The 18,230-nt window shown below is 68.3% G+C and carries 14 protein-coding genes; 9 read left to right on the forward strand and 5 right to left on the reverse strand.

The window, feature by feature from the left end; genetic code table 11:
- Window positions 1–37: 37 nt before the first annotated feature.
- From SROT_RS10775 to SROT_RS10785, 3 genes are all read right to left on the reverse strand, one after another.
- Window positions 38–1,189, reverse strand: coding sequence for an adenosine deaminase (locus tag SROT_RS10775; protein ID WP_013139053.1), 1,152 nt, complete (start codon window positions 1,187–1,189; stop codon window positions 38–40).
- 168 nt (window positions 1,190–1,357) lie between these two features.
- The gene (locus SROT_RS10780) at window positions 1,358–2,659 is read right to left on the reverse strand and encodes a thymidine phosphorylase (RefSeq protein WP_041407930.1); all 1,302 of its coding nucleotides are present in this window, start codon (window positions 2,657–2,659) and stop codon (window positions 1,358–1,360) included.
- 210 nt (window positions 2,660–2,869) lie between these two features.
- Window positions 2,870–3,301: a cytidine deaminase gene (locus SROT_RS10785; protein ID WP_281042071.1), complete on the reverse strand. Its 432-nt coding sequence runs from the start codon at window positions 3,299–3,301 to the stop codon at window positions 2,870–2,872.
- Between the two features lie 216 nt (window positions 3,302–3,517).
- Here SROT_RS10785 and sdhC point away from each other — a divergent pair, with 216 nt between their 5' ends.
- The 5 genes from sdhC (at window position 3,518) to SROT_RS10810 (ending at window position 9,164) form a co-directional block, all read left to right on the forward strand.
- The gene (sdhC, locus tag SROT_RS10790; protein ID WP_013139056.1) at window positions 3,518–3,898 is read left to right on the forward strand and encodes a succinate dehydrogenase, cytochrome b556 subunit; all 381 of its coding nucleotides are present in this window, start codon (window positions 3,518–3,520) and stop codon (window positions 3,896–3,898) included.
- Window positions 3,895–4,314: a succinate dehydrogenase hydrophobic membrane anchor subunit gene (locus SROT_RS10795; protein WP_013139057.1), complete on the forward strand. Its 420-nt coding sequence runs from the start codon at window positions 3,895–3,897 to the stop codon at window positions 4,312–4,314. Before sdhC ends, SROT_RS10795 begins: the two co-directional genes overlap by 4 nt.
- Window positions 4,315–4,338: 24 nt before the next feature.
- On the forward strand, window positions 4,339–6,096 hold the full coding sequence (sdhA, locus tag SROT_RS10800; RefSeq protein ID WP_013139058.1) for a succinate dehydrogenase flavoprotein subunit: 1,758 nt from the start codon (window positions 4,339–4,341) through the stop codon (window positions 6,094–6,096).
- A gap of 89 nt (window positions 6,097–6,185) precedes the next feature.
- Window positions 6,186–6,899, forward strand: coding sequence for a succinate dehydrogenase iron-sulfur subunit (locus SROT_RS10805; RefSeq protein ID WP_245535405.1), 714 nt, complete (start codon window positions 6,186–6,188; stop codon window positions 6,897–6,899).
- Between the two features lie 219 nt (window positions 6,900–7,118).
- The gene (locus SROT_RS10810) at window positions 7,119–9,164 is read left to right on the forward strand and encodes a solute carrier family 23 protein (protein WP_013139060.1); all 2,046 of its coding nucleotides are present in this window, start codon (window positions 7,119–7,121) and stop codon (window positions 9,162–9,164) included.
- Here SROT_RS10810 and SROT_RS10815 read toward each other — a convergent pair.
- Window positions 9,161–9,610 (reverse strand): hypothetical protein, encoded by a 450-nt coding sequence (locus SROT_RS10815; RefSeq protein ID WP_013139061.1) that lies wholly within the window; start codon window positions 9,608–9,610, stop codon window positions 9,161–9,163. The two genes, SROT_RS10810 and SROT_RS10815, sit on opposite strands and share 4 nt — an antisense overlap.
- A gap of 190 nt (window positions 9,611–9,800) precedes the next feature.
- Complete coding sequence (locus SROT_RS10820) at window positions 9,801–11,150, reverse strand: acetyl-CoA C-acetyltransferase (protein ID WP_013139062.1); 1,350 nt, start codon at window positions 11,148–11,150, stop codon at window positions 9,801–9,803.
- A gap of 219 nt (window positions 11,151–11,369) precedes the next feature.
- On the opposite strand from SROT_RS10820, the gene SROT_RS10825 reads away from it, so the two are divergent.
- Genes SROT_RS10825 through SROT_RS17440 form a run of 4 tightly spaced genes read left to right on the forward strand, consistent with a single transcriptional unit; the run spans window position 11,370 to window position 18,222 of the window.
- Complete coding sequence (locus SROT_RS10825; protein WP_013139063.1) at window positions 11,370–12,743, forward strand: 3-oxoacyl-ACP reductase; 1,374 nt, start codon at window positions 11,370–11,372, stop codon at window positions 12,741–12,743.
- Between the two features lie 5 nt (window positions 12,744–12,748).
- A complete protein-coding gene (locus tag SROT_RS10830) occupies window positions 12,749–13,627 on the forward strand; it encodes a MaoC/PaaZ C-terminal domain-containing protein (RefSeq protein ID WP_013139064.1) in 879 nt (292 codons plus the stop codon).
- A gap of 10 nt (window positions 13,628–13,637) precedes the next feature.
- Window positions 13,638–13,883 carry a DUF2613 domain-containing protein gene (locus tag SROT_RS10835; protein ID WP_013139065.1) on the forward strand — a complete coding sequence of 82 codons (246 nt, stop codon included), beginning with the start codon at window positions 13,638–13,640 and terminating at the stop codon, window positions 13,881–13,883.
- 55 nt (window positions 13,884–13,938) lie between these two features.
- The gene (locus SROT_RS17440; RefSeq protein ID WP_013139066.1) at window positions 13,939–18,222 is read left to right on the forward strand and encodes an alpha-(1->3)-arabinofuranosyltransferase domain-containing protein; all 4,284 of its coding nucleotides are present in this window, start codon (window positions 13,939–13,941) and stop codon (window positions 18,220–18,222) included.
- Window positions 18,223–18,230 lie beyond the last annotated feature (8 nt).

Raw genomic sequence — 18,230 nt, forward strand, 5'->3', positions numbered from 1 at the left:
GCCGCCGAGCGATACGGCGCCGAATCGAGAACTCTCTTCACATCACCCGCGTCGGCCCCTCGCCCCAGCGCGCAAGCGCGTCGTAGCCAGGGACGATGACCTCTTCGATGAGCTTTTTGCGCTCCGGGTAGTGGACAAACGCGCAGCGGGCGGCGTTCACAGTGAGTTTGCGGACGTCCTCCAAGGTGAGGCCCAGCGCCTGCACGCAGCGGTGGATCTCCTCGCTCGGGCCCGCGTCGCCGAGCAACCTCGAATCGGTGTTCAGCGTCGCGCGGAAGCCGAGCCGCAACAGTGTCTTGACCGGATGCTCGGCGAGGCTCCCCACCGCCCCGGTCTGCACATTCGAAGTCGGGCACAGCTCAAGGCCGATCCGCCGGTCGCGGAGCGTGTGGGCCGTCAGGCCCAGTTCTGCGGTGGAGAGATCGTCGAGGTCGGCAATCTTGATGTCCTCAATGATGCGCACGCCGTGGCCGATCCGGTTCGTCCCGCACACCGCGACGGCTTCCTTGATGGACGGCGGGCCGTACGCCTCCCCCGCGTGGATGGTGAAGGGGACGTTCGCCTTGCGCAGATGCTCGAATGCGGCGAGATGCCTGGCGGGGGGGAACCCGTCCTCCGGGCCCGCGATGTCGAAGCCGACCACCCCGCGCTCACGGAACCGCACCGCGAGTTGGGCGACTTCGAGCGAAAGGTTCGCTTGGCGCATCGCGCAGACGAGCGAGCGGGCGATGATGGTCTTGCCGGCCGCCGCCGCTTCCCGCTCCCCTTCGGCGAGGCCGACGAGAATCGCCTCTTGCGCCTCGTCCAGGCTGAGCCCGCCGCGCAGTGACAGCTCGGGCGCGTAACGCAGTTCTGCGTACACGACGCCGTCGTCCGCGAGGTCGACCACGGCCTCGCGCGCGACGCGCCTGAGGGCTTCGGCGGTCTGCAGCACAGCGACGGTGTGGTCGTACACCTCCAGGTAGCGGACCAGCGATCCGCTGAACGCGGCCTCGTGGAAATAACGGGACAACGCGCCCGCGTCGCCCTGCGGCAAGCCCCGATAACCCGCCGCGTCAGCGAGTTCGATGAGCGTCTGGGTGCGCAGACCGCCGTCGAGGTGGTCGTGCAGCAGCACCTTCGGCGCACGCTTGATCGTGGCCAAATCCGGTTTGTCGCTCCTGGTGAGGGTGTTCGTGGAAACCGTCATAGCCCGACGTTACCTCGTGAACGCGTTGCGCGGCGGCCCAGGCGGATGAGACGCAGGGGTTGGGGCGCAAAGGGCCGCACAAGCTTTCGGCCCGGACGTGGCGTCGTGGCACGGGCCGGGGCGCGCGAGGAGCGAGCAACGCGCAGATCGCCAGCCGGGCCGCCAGAATCAGCCGACGCGGTCCAGGATGAGGGCGGGAGCCGTGAACGCCGCCTCGTGGTCGGCGATGGCGAAACTGTTGGCGAGCACGTCTCGGGCCCAGCCGAAACGCTCCCGGTCGTCGGCGAGCATCGTCGCCAGCGGCTCCCCCGCTTCGACCAGATCGCCCGGACGTTTCGCGAGCAAGACCCCGGCGCCGAAGGACACCGGGTCGCCTTGGCGCTCCCGGCCCGCGCCGAGGCGCCATGCGGCGACGCCGACACCGCGCGCGTCGGCGGCGACCACTCTGCCAGAGCGCGGGGCGACGAGGACTTCTCGGTGGGCCGCCTCGGGGAGGGGGGCGTCCGGGTCGCCGCCCTGGGCCTGGACCATGCCGCGCCACGCGGCGTGCGCCCGGCCGGAGTCGAGCGCCTCGCGCGGGGAGCTCTCCGGGGATTCCGGGTCTCTCCCGACGAGGCGCAGCATCTCTTCGGCGAGGGCGATCACGAGCTCTCGCACGTCCGCCGGGCCGCCGCCGCGCAGCACTTGGACCGCCTCGGCGACTTCGACGGCGTTGCCGACCGCGCGCCCGAGGGGGACGTCCATGCCGGTGAGCAGCGCCACGGTGGCCACCCCCGCGTCCTTGCCGATGCGCACCATGGCCTGTGCCAGCTCGCGGGCCTGGGCCAGATCGCGCATGAACGCCCCCGAGCCCACTTTCACGTCGAGGACCAACGCCCCCGTTCCTTCGGCGATCTTCTTGCTCATGATCGAGCTCGCGATCAACGGGATGGACTCCACGGTGCCGGTCACGTCCCGCAACGCGTAGAGCTTGCGGTCCGCAGGAGCCAGATCGCCCGACGCTGCGGCGACCACCGCGCCGATCTGTTCCAACTGGGCGAGGAAGGCTTCGGGCGAGAGGTGCGGCGACCAGCCGGGGATGGACTCCAGCTTGTCCAGGGTGCCGCCGGTGTGGCCGAGCCCCCTGCCGGACAGCTGCGGCACCGCCGCGCCGCACGCCGCGACGAGAGGTGTGAGCGGGAGGGTGATTTTGTCCCCGACCCCGCCGGTGGAGTGCTTGTCCACGGTCGGCCTGCTGACGCTGGCGAGGTCGAGCCGTTCGCCGGAGCCGACCATCGCCTGGGTCCAGCGGCTGAGCTCGGCCGCGTTCAGCCCGTTCAGCAACACCGCCATCGCCAGGGCGGCCATCTGCTCGTCCGCGACCTCGCCCCGCGCGAAATTCGAGATCACCCAGTCGATTTGGCCGTCTGAGAGCGCCCTGCCGTCGCGCTTGTCCGCGATGATGGAGACCGCGTCGAAATGCTCGCTCATCTTCTCACGCCCCGTATCGCCCCACAGATGCGAGAACGCGCTGTTCCAGCGATGCGCGGCGTGGCCGCTCTGCTCGGTGTCATGCCTCCACCATCGCATGCTGGGCGTGGCCGCCTGATCGGCGCCATGCCCTCTGCGCCGACAAGGACCAGGGCGCCGCCGAGGATCTGGCGCGCTTGTTCTTTTCAGCGCTGGCGCGCGGCGGCGGTTTCACGACTCCGCGCTGGCTCCCATCGGCAAATCGCTCTCGAAAGCGCGCGGCAGCAGCTCCCCGAGGGGGACCGGCCCCTGCGCGTGGTCCACGAGCATCTGGGGGCCGCCGTGCTCGTACAGCAACTGGCGGCAGCGCCCGCACGGCATGAGCGGCTGGCCCTGCGCGTCGCAACACGCCATCGCGAGAAGCCTGCCGCCGCCGCTGAGCGACAGCGCGCCGACGAGCCCGCACTCGGCGCAAAGGGTGAGTCCCAATGAGACGTTCTCCACATTGCATCCGGCGACGACTCGGCCGTCGTCGACCAACCCCGCCGCGCCGACTGGAAAAAGGGAATACGGCGCATAGGCGTGGCGCATCGCGTCTTTCGCCTTTTCACGAAGTATTTCCCAATTGATCTCTTGCATACTCGTTGTGTCCTTTTCCGCCATTAGCAAACATCGAAAAACCTTGATTGCCCGTCCCACCAGCATTGGATAGGCAAACCTTATTCTTTTGGCCAGTCTCCAATCTCACAGGGACTCGTGACTTTCCGTGCTTGTACGAGGTCTAGAGTCACAAGTATTAGCTATTAGCTCCGTTGCATCGGCCCGACAGCGGGGCCGGCGAGTCAGAGATGGAGGCAGAATGCGAAATAGGGAGACGCCATGGCGGTGAGCACGCGGTCCCTCTACCGAGGCGATCCTGGCATGTGGTCGTGGGTGTTGCACCGTTTCACGGGTGTGGCCATTTTCTTCTTCCTGTTCGTCCACGTCCTCGACACCGCCATCATCCAGATCAGCCCCAACCTGTACAACCAAGTCATCGAGACGTACAAGAGCCCCGTGTTCGGGGTCTTGGAGATCGGCCTCTTCGGCGCGGTGCTCTTCCACGCGCTCAACGGCCTTCGCGTCGTGCTCGTCGACTTCTGGTCCAAAGGCCCCCGCTACCAGCGGACCATGCTCTGGGCGGTCGGCGCGGTCTGGGTCGGGGTGTTCGCGGCGGCGGGCGGGGTCATGTTCTACATCCTCGTGAGGAGCATCAAATGACGGCGACGCTCACCCGCTCTGCCGCGCCGACGCCGGGCCCGGCGAAGAAAAGCAACTTCTGGCGGCACTTCGAGCGCCATGCCTGGTTCTTCATGCGGATCTCCGGCGTCGCGCTGCTGCTGCTCGCCCTCGGCCACATGCTCATCATGCTCACATTCGACCCCTCCGGGCCCAATCCGGGCGTGCACCGGGTGGACGCCTCGTTCGTCGCGGCGCGCTGGCACCAGCCGTTCTGGCGGGGCTGGGACCTCATCATGCTCTGGCTCGCCCAACTGCACGGCGCGAACGGCGTCCGGGTCGTCATCGACGACTACGCGCGCAGGCCCGCGACACGCCTCATCCTGCGGACCCTGCTCGCGGTGTCCGCCTTCATCACTCTGGCCGCAGGCACCTACGCCCTGATCGCGTTCTCGTGACAGGCTCTGGGAGAAAGGAATCTCATGACCACCCATGAGCACCAGTACGACGTGGTGATCGTCGGAGCCGGCGGCGCAGGCATGCGCGCAGCGATCGAAGCCGGCCCCCGCGCCCGCACCGCCGTCCTCACCAAGCTCTACCCCACGCGCAGCCACACCGGCGCGGCGCAGGGCGGCATGTGCGCGGCCCTGGCCAACGTCGAAGACGACAACTGGGAATGGCACACCTTCGACACCGTCAAAGGCGGCGACTACCTGGCGGACCAGGACGCGGTGGAGATCATGTGCAAGGAGGCCATCGACGCGGTCATCGACCTCGAAAAGATGGGACTGCCGTTCAACCGCACCCCTGAGGGCAAGATCGACCAGCGCAAATTCGGCGGGCACACCCGAGACCACGGCAAAGCGCCGGTCCGGCGGGCCTGCTACGCGGCGGACCGCACGGGGCACATGATCCTGCAGACGCTCTACCAAAACTGCGTCAAACACAACATCGAGTTCTACAACGAGTTCTACGTGCTCGACCTGCTGCTGACGGAAACCGCCGAAGGCCCGGTCGCCACCGGCGTCGTCGCCTACGAGCTGGCCACCGGAGAACTGCACGTCTTCCACGCCAAGGCCATTGTGTTCGCCACCGGCGGGTCTGGGCGCATGTTCAAGACCACCTCCAACGCGCACACCCTCACCGGGGACGGCATGGGCGTCGTGTTCCGCCGGGGCCTGCCGTTGGAGGACATGGAGTTCCACCAGTTCCATCCCACCGGCCTGGCGGGCCTCGGCATCCTCATCTCCGAGGCGGTGCGAGGCGAGGGCGGCATCCTGCGCAACGCGTCGGGCGAACGGTTCATGGAGCGCTACGCGCCGACGATCAAGGACCTCGCCCCACGCGACATCGTGGCCCGTTCGATGGTGCTCGAAGTGCTCGAGGGCCGAGGAGCCGGGCCGAACAAGGACTACGTGCTGATCGACGTGACGCACATTCCGGAGGAAGTCCTCGACGAGAAGCTGCCGGACATCATGGAGTTCTCCCGGACCTACCTCGGCGTTGACCCGGTCAAAGAACCCGTGCCGGTGTTCCCGACCTGCCATTACGTCATGGGCGGCATCCCGACGAACGTCGAAGGCCAAGTGCTGCGCAACAACACGGACATCGTCCCCGGCCTGTACGCCGCGGGCGAGTGCGCGTGCGTGTCGGTGCACGGCGCGAACCGGTTGGGCACGAACTCGCTGCTGGACATCAACGTCTTCGGCCGCCGGGCCGGGATCGCAGCGGCCGAGTACGCCAACTCGGTCGGCTTCACCCCCCTGCCCCAAGAGCCGCACACGATGGTGCGGGACTGGATGGCCGGGATTCTCTCCGACCACGGCCGTGAAAGCGTCGCCGACATCCGGACCAAGCTCCAGAAGTCGATGGACGAGAACGCCTCGGTGTTCCGCACCGAGGAGACCCTCAAGCAGGCCCTCACCGACATCCACGAGCTCAAAGCGCGCTACGAGCACATCACCGTCACCGACAAGGGCAAGCGTTACAACAGCGACCTGCTCGAAGCCGTGGAGCTCGGCTTCCTGCTCGAACTCGCCGAGGTGACCGTGGTCGGGGCGCTCGCCCGCAAGGAGTCCCGAGGCGGACACGCCCGAGAGGACTACCCCGCCCGCGACGACGTGAACTTCAAACGGCACACCATGGCCTACAAAGCGGGCCAGGGGCTGGCCTCGGAAATCCGCCTGGACTACAAGCCTGTCGTAGAGACCCGTTACGAGCCGATGGAGCGCAAGTACTGATGACAGCCGCACAGACAGAAGCCCAGCTCACCGAATACACCCCGCCCCCCGAGGGCAGCGTCGAGCCGCCGGTGCCCGAGGGGTCGGTCATGGTCACTGTGCGCATCATGCGCCACAACCCCGAAAACCCTTCGGCGAACGGCTGGCAAGACTTCCTCGTCCCCGCCCTCCCCACCGACCGAGTGCTCAACTTGCTCCTCTACATCAAGGGCTATCTGGACGGGACGCTCACGTTCCGCCGCTCGTGCGCGCACGGCGTCTGCGGGTCCGACGCGATCCGGCTCAACGGCGTGAACCGCCTCGCCTGCAAAGTCCTGATGAAAGACCTCATTCGCAAGGACGGCAAGCCCGTTGTGCTCACCGTGGAGCCGATCCGAGGCCTTCCGGTGGAGAAGGACCTCGTCGTGGACATGGAGCCGTTCTTCGACGCGTACCGCAGCATCAAGCCGTTCTTGATCAACACCTCCCCCGTCCCCGAGAAAGAGCGTTTGCAGAGCGCCGAAGAGCGTCACCGCTTCGACGACACGACCAAGTGCATCCTCTGCGCCTGCTGCACCACGTCGTGCCCGGTGTTCTGGACCGAAGGCAAGTACCACGGCCCTGCTGCGATCGTGAACGCGCACCGCTTCATCTTCGACAGCCGCGACGAGGCGGGGGCCGAGCGGATGGAGATCCTCAACGACGAGTACGGGGTGTGGCGTTGCCGCACGACCTTCAACTGCACGGACGCCTGCCCGCGCGGCATCCAGGTCACCAAGGCCATCCAAGAGGTCAAGCGCGCGGTCCTCTTCAGTTCGAAGTAGCGCAGGAACTCCAAGGAGCGCAGCGGCGAACACCGCGCTCCTTCGGCGTGTGCCGGGTTCGGCGAGGAAAACGAGCTGACCACCCTGGCCTCGTGTTGACGACAGAGCGCCGAACTCGAGGGCGCGGCGTGCGCCCGCTTTGTGTCAATACTGTGTGAAATTCTCGACTTCACACGAATTCTCCCGACGAGCGCGGTTGTCCTCATCAATACTGTGGCTATGGTTTCGGTTCAGAACGCCTCTGGGGCCCCGTTCCCGAAGGCGTCCTCTCCGGGACGCCCCGTCCACCCGGTCGACGAGGTGCTGGCGCCGCACAAATTGGTCGCGTACGGCCTGCAACATGTGCTCGCCTTTTACGCCGGGGCGGTTCTGGTGCCGATCCTTGTCGCGAACGCGCTGGGGCTGACGCAGGAGCAGCTGGTCCACTTGATCAACGCGGATTTGTTCACCTGCGGCATCGCGTCCCTGATCCAGTCGGTCGGCTTCGGCCGAGGATGGTTCCGGTTCGGGATCAGGCTGCCTCTCTTGCAGGGGGTCACCTTCACCGCCGTGAGCCCGATGATCGCTATCGGCTCCGCAGTGGTCGCCGGAGGCGCGAAGCCGGTCGACGGGCTCCTCACGATCTACGGATCGGTCATCGTCGCCGGGCTCTTCACCATCCTGGTCGCGCCCTTCTTCGCCCGCCTCGTGCGCTTCTTCCCGCCGGTCGTCACCGGCTCGATCATTCTGGTCATCGGCGTCGCCTTGATCCCGGTCGCCGCAGGCGACGTCACCTTCGGCGCGATCGTCGGGCAAAACGGGTTCTACATCGACCCTGCCACCCATCAGAAGGTCGCGCAGACCGCCCCGCTCGACTACACGGTGCGCAACGCGGGCCTGCTCCTGCAAAACCTCGCCTACGCCTTCGGCACACTCGCCATCGTGCTGCTGGTCCAGCGTTTCTCTCGGGGGTTCCTTCAGACCGTGGCTGTGCTGATCGGTCTCGTCGCGGGGACGGCGGCGGCGTTCGCCCTCGGCGACGCGAGCCTCGGGAACACCGCGAGCACAGCGTGGTTCGGCGTGGTCACCCCGTTCTCCTTCGGCACGCCGGTGTTCTCGGCCACCGCCATTGCGTCGATGGTCGTCGTCATGCTCATCACCATGGTCGAAACGACCGGCGACAGCTACGCGACCGGTGAGATTGTTGGAAAACGGATCTACCCCGACGACATCGCGGCGGCGATCCGGGCCGACGGTCTGGCGACCGCCCTCGGCGGCGTGTTGAACTCGTTCCCCTACACCGCGTTCGCCGAGAACGTCGGCCTTGTCCGATTGACCCGGATCAAAAGCAGATGGGTCGTCGCAGCCGCGGGCGCGATGATGATCGTCATCGGCCTCGTGCCGAAAGCCGGTTCGGTCGTGGCAAGCATCCCGAACCCGGTGCTCGGCGGCGCCGCGCTCGCGTTGTTCGCCGCTGTGGCGGTGGCAGGTGTGCAGACTCTGCAGAAAGTGGACTTCACCGACCATCGCAATGGGATCGTCGTCGGCACGACGCTCGGGATGGCTGGGCTCATCACCGCGTTCGGCGCGATCTCCTCCGTCCTTCCGCATGGGGCGCAGATCTTTTTCGGCTCCGGCATCACCTTCGGCGCTATCACGGCGATTGTGCTGAACCTGCTGTTCTTCCACACGGGCGGACGCGGGCAAGGGGTGGCTGGGCGGCCCGGCGACAACTTCATCACCCTCGACCAGGTCAATGTGATGGGCGCGAAGGAGTTCGACCGCGCTTTCAGCGACATTTTCCAGGGCCAAACGTGGATTCTGGAGCGCAGCCGCGCGCGCCGCCCGTTCAAGGACGTGCTGGAGCTTCGGGGCTCTTTCCAAGACGCGTTGCTGTCTTCCTCAGAAGAGGAGCAATGCTCCCTGCTGCGGTCCTTCCCGGAGCTCACCAGCGCGGACGAGACCGGGCACATCCACGCTCCCGATCACGAGGCCAGGGGCATCGCGGCCGTGGACAACGACGTCTATGCCGACATAGGGGCGCTCACCGCCGCCTACCACGAGCGATTCGGGTTTCCCCTCATCGTCTGCGCGCGCGACGTGGAGCACTACGAGCGCGTCGTGGCACATGGGTGGTCGAGAATGGCCAACTCCCCAGTCGCAGAGCGCGTGTTCGCGCTCATGGAGGCCGCGAAGATCTTCAACTACCGCTTCGACGACAGGATCGCCGACGCGAACCCGATCGCGTCGGCGCGACACCGCCTCGCGAGCAGAGAGTGGCGCTAGCAGGAGCCGTGGACGTCGCCTTCGGCGTCGCTCAACCTGCCCTGCAGGTCCTCGCCGCGCTGGTTCACCGACTCCAGCTGCGCTTCTGATTTCGCGGCCTTGCGCTGGGCGAACAGGCCGGGGTATTGGCTGAGCACGTTCACATAGGCGCTGAACTTCTGACGCACCGCCGGGTCCTTGAGCTGGGCGAGCGCCGCGCGGGCGTCGCGCAGCTCTTGGTTCGCGGTGTCGATCGCGTCGGTGTAGAAGTTGTTCACCGAGTCCGGGTCGTCGAGGTTCGGCACGCCGCCCGCGCCGAGCGCGCGCTGGTACCCGACGGCCTGCCCGAAGTAGTCGTTGACGACGGCGCAATCATCGGCCGCATCGGCGAGAGCCGGGGCGGCGCAGGTCGCAGAAGCGGCCAACAGAGCCGCGCTGAAAAGTTGCCATGTTGTTGTCGCGCGCATCGCCCGATCCTCCATGTTTCTGCCGAAACCGGCTCCGAGTAGCCCAGAGGGCGCTTCGAGCGGAGAAACCCTCCGCCGTCGCCCGCAGCATAGCAGCCGTGAAACCGCGCATGCGCGACCCTTGACGCAAGGGGACGCATGCGCGGTTTCACGGCAAGGGGGACCTGCCCGAAGCTCGCGGCGAAGAGCTCTAGCGCTCGAGGATCGCGGTGATGCCAAGGCCGCCGGCGGCGCAGATCGAGACCAGCGCGCGGCCCGACCCGCGCTCAGCGAGCTGCTTGGCGACCTGGGCCACCACTCGGGCGCCGGTGGCGCCGAAGGGGTGCCCGATCGCGAGGGAGGACCCGACGGTGTTGAGCTTCGAGCGGTCGATCTCGCCGAGGGCGCCGTCCAGGCCGAGCTTCTCCTTGCAGTACTCGTCCGAGGCCCAGGCCTTCAGGTGGGCGATCACCACGGAGGCGAATGCCTCGTGGATCTCGTAGACGTCGAAGTCCTGCAGTGTGAGCCCGTTGCGGGCGAGCAGGCGCGGCACGGCGTAGCTCGGAGCCATCAGCAAGCCGTCGGCGCCGCTCACATAGTCCACAGCGGCGACCTCGACGTCCACAAGGTGCGCGAGCACGGGAAGGCCGCGCTCGGCGGCCCACTCGTCCGTGGAAAGCAGGACAGCCGCAGCCCCGTCGGTGAACGGGGTGGAGTTTCCAGCCGTCATCGTCGCGTCGCCCGCGCGCACGCCGAACACCGGCTTGAGCTTGCCAAGCTTCTCCAGCGTCACGTCGGCGCGCAGGTTGTTGTCCCGCACGAGGCCGTGGTACGGGGTGATGAGGTCGTCGAAGAACCCCCGCTCGTAGGCGGCGGCCAAGTTCTTGTGGCTGGCCAACGCCAGCTCGTCCTGCTCCTGACGGGTGACGCCGAACTTCTTCGACGTGATCGCGGCGCTCTCGCCCATGGTCAGCCCGGTGCGGCGCTCGCCGGCGGACATCTGCATGGCGAAGGAACCGGGGCGCAGCGACCCCACGAGCTTGAGCCGGTCTTTGAGGGTCTTGGCGGTCTGGAGGCGCTGGCCGATCTTGATCAGCCCTTCGGGGATGCCAGCGGCAGGGATGCTGTAGGAGTCGACGCCGCTGCCGACGCCGGCCTCGTAGCGGCCGAGCGCGATGTCGCTCGCGACGTCCGCGGTCGCGCGCAGCGACGTTCCGCACGCCTGCTGCACGTCCCAGGTGGGCGTGTACGGGGACAGGCCGCTCGACAGCACCGCCTCGCGGGTCAGGTTGAAGTAGGCGGGGTCCTTGGCGACGCCGCCCCCGACGACGGCTCCGAGTTGTTCGCCGTGCAGTTCGAATCGGTTCACAAGGCCCTGCAGGGCGGCGGTGAGCAAGTCGAGGACGTTCGAGTCCTTGTACGCGGTGAAGGCCCGCGCGAAGGGGGTCCGGTTGCCGCCGACGATGGCGACCGGACGGCCCAGCTTGGCTCCGCCGGTCTGCGGGGCGGGGTTCGAGCGCGAGCGGGTCCGGCGCTGCGAGGTCGATGCTGTGGTGGCCACGGTAGTCCTCCATGGGGTCAGTGGTGGGTCAGAACTCTGCGTTCTCCCATCATTTGTACCCTGTCTCCGGGCACGCTGTCACACCCGGGGCAAGAAATAGCTACTCAGGAGTAGCTTTCGAGCTACTCGGGAGTAGCTTCGCACCCCCTGCCGCCGCGGCCGGCGGGAAGGGAACTATCATTTCTCCTGGCTCTGACAATCATCGATGAAAGGCGTGACGTGGCATCCCCTCTCGGCAAAGACCCGATCTCAGCCCTCTGGACTTCCGGAGCAGGCAAATTCGTCACCAAGCAGCTTGGCCTCCCGCAGCCTCCGGAGCTGTACCGCTACAAGCCCGGCAAGCCGCTCTTGCTGGGCCCTGTGCTGATCGGCGGCTCCGGCCCCGACGGAGCCGGGAAACTCGTCGAGCCTTTGCACCACATCCTGGGCGAGGACTACGACCTGGTCACCTTGAACCGAGGCGCGCGGGGAGCCGACAAGCTCGGCGCGCTCGTCTTCGACGCGACAGAGATCGCCGATCCGGACGGCCTCTTCTCGCTGTACCAGTTCTTCAACGCGAACATCCGCAGCCTCGGCCGCAGCGGCCGCGTCGTCGTGATCGGCACCACCCCGGAGGAAGCCGGCTCCCCGGTCGCCCAAGCCGTGCAACGCGGCCTGGAAGGCTTCACGCGATCGTTGGCCAAAGAGCTGCTCGGCGGCTCCACCGTCCAGCTCGTGTACCTCTCCCCGAACGCCAGCACCGGCCTGAGCGGACTTGAGTCCACCGTCCGGTTCCTGCTTTCGGGCAAATCCGCCTACGTCGACGCCCAGGTCATCCGGGTCGGCGGCGCCGACGCGAAAGCCCCCGCCGACTGGAAGCAGCCGCTCGCCGACCGGGTCGCCGTGGTGACCGGAGCCGCGCGCGGCATCGGAGCCGCCATCGCGGAGACTTTCGTGCGCGACGGCGCGAAGGTCATCGTCGTCGACGTGCCGCAGGCAGGCGAGGCGTTGGAAGCCACGGCCAAGCGCCTCGGCGCCGTCGCGGTCGCGGCGGACGTCACCTCGCCGGACACGGTCAGCGCCCTCGCTGAGGCCTCCAAAGAGTTCGGCGGCGTGGACGTGCTGGTCAACAACGCGGGCATCACCAGGGACAAGCTCCTCGCGAACATGGACGCCGCCAAATGGGGCGCGGTCATCTCCGTGAACCTCAAGGCTCCGTTGCAGCTGGCCAACGGCTTGTTCGAGAACGGGACGCTCAAGGACGGCGGCGCGGTCGTGGACGTCGCCTCGATGGCGGGCATCGCCGGCAACCGGGGCCAGACGAACTACGCCCTCACCAAGGCCGGTGTGATCGGGCTCGTGAACGCGTACGCGCCGATCTACGCCCAGCGCAACATCACGATCAACGCGGTCGCCCCCGGGTACATCCACACGCCGATGACCGACGCCGTGCCGCTCCTCACCCGCGAAGTCGGCCGTCGGCTCAACTCCCTCCTGCAGGGCGGCCTGCCGGTCGACGTCGCAGAGACGATCGCCTACTTCGCAGCCTCGTCGTCGAGCTCGGTCACCGGGAACGTGGTCCGCGTCTGCGGCCAGATGTCGTTGGGAGCGTGATCGACATGGGAAAGACCGTCACCCTCCCCAAGGCTCCCACGCTCGGGCCCGCGTACCTGAAGGTCATCAGCACGGACCTGCTGCGCAAGCGCAAAGTGCAGAACTCGGCGAATGCGGCGCTGCCGTCAGGAGCGGTCGCCGTGCGCGGCCTGAGGATCGATCCGGGCAAATTCGCCAACTACATCCGGGTCACCGGGCTCAAACTCACCGGCGAAGCGCCCTCCACGTACGCGTTCATCCTCTCCCAGCCGCTGATCATGACGATCTTCGCGGACCCGCGTTTCCCGTTCCAACCCAACGGCCTTGTGCATTTCGAGAACGTCATCCGCCAAGAGCGCCCCGTCTCGCCGGACGAGCGGTTCAATGTCCGCGCCTGGGTGGACAACCTGCGCGAGCACCGCAAAGGCCTGCTCTTCGACGCCACCGCGGAGATCTCCGTCGGCAACGAGTTGGTCTGGACGCAGAAGTCGACCCTGCTCAAACAGCAGAAGACCAGCCTGTCCGACCAGCCCGCGCCAGAGCCCCCGCAGCAGAAGCTGCCGCCGGTGGCGAACCTGCTTTCCATCGGCCAATTCCAGATCTGGGACTACGCGGCGGCTTCGGGGGACTTCAACCCCATCCACATCTCCGGACCGACGGCGAAGCTCCTCGGCTTCCCCAAAGCCATCGCGCACGGCATGTGGGAGGCCGCGGCAGCGCTGCGCTACGTCGAGGGGAGCGTCCCGCCGTCGCACACCTACAGCGCGCGGTTCGGGCGGCCGCTGTTCTTGCCGGGCACCGTCGCCGTCTATGTGGGCAAAACGCAGGAGAAGACCGAGATCGCCCTGCGGGACCGCAAGACCGGAGCACCCCACTTCCAGGGGACCATCTCCCGGAACGCGTAAGCTGGCGGGCATGTCGTACTCCCCTGACCAACCGCCGAGGAGCTCTTGGCCCGTCGAGACGGGCTCCGGAGCGCCCCACGAGCTGCGGGCGAAGCTGCTGCCGCCGGTGATCGCCGCAGTGGCGGGCATCGTGGCGGCAGTCCCGCTCGTGCTCATCGCGACTGCCGCTTTCACCCAGGACAGCCGCCCAGCGGTGTCGACGCCGTCGAACCCCGATCAATCGCTGCTTGGCCAAGTTCCGTACGGCTCTCACTGACCCAGGTCGCCGAGGCGGCGCCGGGGAACCCTCTCGCGGGCACGGCGCATGGGGCATGGACGGCTTGGGGACGGGCAACGAGCTGCGCGGCGCGGCGCGGTGGCTCGCCTGCGCGGCGATCACAGCCTTGTGCTTCGCCCAGTCCCCTGGCCTGATCGCGGCAGACACAAAGCTGGACCTGACCGGCAATCCCGTCGGCTTCCTCCGCCAAGCCTGGTCGTTGTGGAGCGACACCGCTCCCCTGGGCCAGCCCCGCAATCAGGCCTACGGGTACCTGTTCCCGCACGGGGCCTTCTTCGCATTGGGATCGCTCCTGCACATCCCGATGTGGATTGTGCAACGGTGCTGGTGGTCGGCACTGCTCTGCGCCGGGTTCCTCGGTGTGGTCCGCCTCGCAGAGGCCCTCGGCTTGGGCACGCCGGCGAGCAGGATGATCGCGGCCGCGGCCTATCTGGCGAGCCCGAGGGTGATGACCACGCTCGGCGCCATCTCGTCCGAGACCGCGCCGATGATGCTCGCGCCGTGGGCGCTGATTCCCCTCGTGCGGGCCTGGACCGCGCCAGACCCTCCGATGCGGCGTTTGGCCGCCCGCTCCGCGGTCGCGGTGGCCCTGATGGGCGCGGTCAACGCGGTCGCGACCGCTGCCGCATGCCTCCCTGCTTTCCTGTGGTGGGCCGGCCGGGCCCGCCGCGCCAGACGGCTGAACCCGCGCTGGGTCGCGTTCTCCGCGTGGTGGATTCCCTGCCTCCTGCTCGCCTGCGCGTGGTGGATCACAGCGCTCGTGCTCCTCGGGTCGGTGAGCCCGCCGTTCTTGGACTTCATCGAGTCCGCCAGGGTCACCACTCGCTGGAACTCGCTGGTCGAGGTGCTGCGCGGGACGGACGGCTGGACTCCCTTCGTCGACCCGAGCAGAATGGCGAGCACCGGGCTGGTCAGCTACCCCGTCCTTGTGCTCGCGACCGGGGTGCTCGCGGCGGTGGGGCTCGCGGGTCTGTGCCTGCGCAGCACCCCAGACCGGGGGCGGCTGCTCGTCATCCTGGGCGTCGGCGTGCTCGGCGTCTGCATCGGGTACGCGGGGCCGCTCGGCGGGCCGCTCGCCGAGCCGGCGCGGGCGTTCTTGGACGCGGCGGGAGCCCCGCTGCGCAATGTCCACAAACTCGACCCCTTGATCCGGCTGCCGCTCTCGCTCGGCGTCGCCAGCGCTCTTGCGGGGCTGCCGGAACGCGCCCGAGAATTGTTCCCCGCCCTCGCCCGGCCGGAACGCCACCGCGCCGCGGCGGCCGCCATAGCGGTGCTCATGGTTGTCGCGCTGAGCGCGGCCGCGTCGTGGACCGGCAGGCTCGCGCCCGGCAAACCGTATCGGGCACTGCCCGAATATTGGCGCAGCGCCAGCGGCTGGCTGCACGAGCACCTCGCTGCCCAGCCGCCCGGAGCCAGGGCGCTGATCGCGCCCGGCGCCCCCTGGGCCGACCAAGTCTGGGGCCTCACCCGGGACGAGCCGATTCAGGCGCTCGCGGACTTCCCTTGGGCGGTCCGGGACGCGATCCCGCTGACGCCGCCCGGCGCGATCCGCTCGCTGGACTCGGTGCAACGGCTGTTCGCCGAAGGCCGCGCTTCTGGCGGGCTTGCGGACACGCTCCTCGCGCAGGGCTTCGCATATGTCGTGCTGCGCAACGACCTCGACCCGGAGACTTCGCACAGCGCCAGGCCGATTCTCGCCCACCAAACCGTCGAGGGCTCGCCAGGCCTGAAAAAAGTCGCCGAATTCGGGCCGCTGACCGGCGCAGGGCGGATTCCGGGCGCAGTGGTGGACGACGACCTGCGGGCGCGCTACCCCGCCGTGGAGATCTATCGCGTCACCGGGAGCGAGCACAGCGAACCGCCAGGGCCGTACCTCGTCGGCCTTGACGACACCACTGTTGTCGACGGCGGCCCCGAGGCCTTGCTCTCCACCATCGAGCACGCCCATGAGCTCGGCGACCCAGAACCTGGGCCGATCCTGCTGCGCGGCGACGCGCGCAGAGCGGGCATCGAGCCCGCGACGGTCACGGTGACCGACACCCCCGCGTTGCGCGAGACCGACTACGGCAGGGTGGACGACCATGTTTCAGCAATCCGGGCCGACGACGACCCGAAACGCGCGGCGAACTCGGTCGCCGACTATCCAACCGATGGCGCGGCCATGGTGCGCGGCGTGTGGGAGGGCGCTCGGGTGACGGTTTCCAGCTCCGTCTCCGAGGCCAACGGGCTTTCACTCGTCTCTCCTGGCAACAGCCCCCGCGCCGCGTTCGACGGCGACCCCTCCACGAGCTGGCTCTCCGCCGGGCTGGACCACGCGGTCGGCCAATGGCTCCAACTCGACTTCGCGTCCCCCGTCTCCGACCCCCAGGTGACCGTGACGGTGAGCCGCGCGATCGGGCCTGCGGTCGACAGATTGGAGATAGCGACCGAACGAGGCACCGCCACCCTGCGCGACGTCGTGACCGACCGCCCCGCCAGCGCCACCGCGCCGACCGGGCAGACCCATTGGCTGCGCATCACCGCGACCGGCACCGCGAACGGCACCGCTGGCAACCAGTTCGGCATCAGCGAACTGCACGTTTTCGACGGCGCAACAGGAAAAGAGGCGCCTGTGCGGTTCAAAGTGCTCGTCCCAGACGCAGGCCCGAACACCATCGTGCGCCAATGGGAGCTCGGGCAGGAGTTCCCCGGCCGGGCGGGCTGCGCGCGAGGGCCTGCGCGCACCCAGTGCGCGCAGGCCCTCGCCCTCGCCCCAGAGGAGCCGACTGTGTTCTCCAGGACTCTCGAGGTGGCGCGGGCGGCCGATGTGCTCCCCGCGCTCTTCGTCCGCTCCCGGCTTTCCCCCGCCAGCACGGACCTCTTGGCGGAGCCGGGCCGCGTCCTCGCGACCGGGGCGAGCGCGAGCGGCGATTCCCGAGGCTCGGCCTACGCGGCCGTAGACGGCGATCCCGGCACGTCCTGGACGGCCTCGCCGAGCGCGCTCAAACCCGGAGCGCCCAAACCGCGATTGACCCTGCAACTGCCGAGACCCGCCGACGTGGCGCAGCTGCGGATCACCCCGGCCGCCGGGGCCCTGCCCGCGCGACCCGTCAAAATCGCGGTCGACCTCGGCGACGGCAGACAAGTGCGCGACATCGACCCCGACAAGGGCTCGGTGGTCGTCAACCTGCGGCCGCGGCGCACCGATCACGTCGTCATCACCGTCCTCGCCTGGCAAGACGTGCTCAACGTGAACGCTCTCGGATTCGCGGAGCTCCAGCCGCCAGGGTTCGCGGAGGCGCAGCTGCTGGGGCCTGACGGCAGGGCGGTCCCCGGATCAGCCGCCCAAGACCAGCGCCGTCTGGACGAGAGCGAGAGCATCGTTGTGGACTGCGAGCACGGGCCGGTCTTGAAAATCGGCGCGAAGACGGTGCCGACCGCTGTGACCGCCACAGTCCAAGCGTTGCGCTCGGGCGCTGTCGTGCGCGCGACGCCCTGCGACTTCACGCCGATCCGCCTCGGCCCAGGCCCGCATGACGTCACTGTGGCGCCGGGGAACGCGTTCACCGTGGACTCGATAGTGCTGCGGGATGTGCGGCTGCCTGCCCCGCATGCGGCACACCCGCAACCCGCCGACGTCCGCTCGTGGGGCGTGGACTCGCGCGACATCGCCGTGCCAAAAGCTGCGGTGGAACGGATTCTCGTGGTTCCTGAGAGCGTCAACCCGGGCTGGGAAGCTGTCGCAGGCGGGAGGCCATTGCCGCCGGTCACCGTCAACGGCTGGCAGCAAGGCTGGCTGGTCCCCGCGGATTTCGAGGGCTCCGTGCAGCTGCGTTTCCCCAGGAACACCTGGTATCACGTCGGGCTCCTGGCCGGTCTGAGCGGCCTCCTGCCGCTGGCGGCGCTCGCGCTCACCCCCGAGGCGGCGCGCAGACGCGATCCCGAGCCCCTGGGGAACCCGCTGCGCGCGAGACGGCTCGGAGCCCTCGCGGGGTTGTGCTGCGCATGGCTTGTCGCGGGCTGGGGCGGACTCGCGGCCGCAGCGGCCCTTGGCGTGGTTTTCTGGCAGCTCTCGCGCCGGGGGCGCGACGTCGCCCGCGCAGCGGCGCTGGTCAGCTCGCTCTCAATGACAGGGGCCTCGGCCCTGCTCGCGCTCGGCCCCTGGCGCAGCCCGCACTACCTCGGCAACACGCTCGCGCCACAGCTGCTGGCACTGATCGCGCTCGGCGGAGCGGTCTGCTCTGTGATTTTTGAAGGCTCCGCGCTCTTTGAAGGCGCTGCGCCCTCTGGCCGGGAAGACCCCCAGCGCCGGGCGCACGGGAACTCGACCCAGGCGTAGCTCAACGC

The sequence above is a fragment of the Segniliparus rotundus DSM 44985 genome (assembly GCF_000092825.1).
Taxonomy (GTDB): domain Bacteria; phylum Actinomycetota; class Actinomycetes; order Mycobacteriales; family Mycobacteriaceae; genus Segniliparus; species Segniliparus rotundus.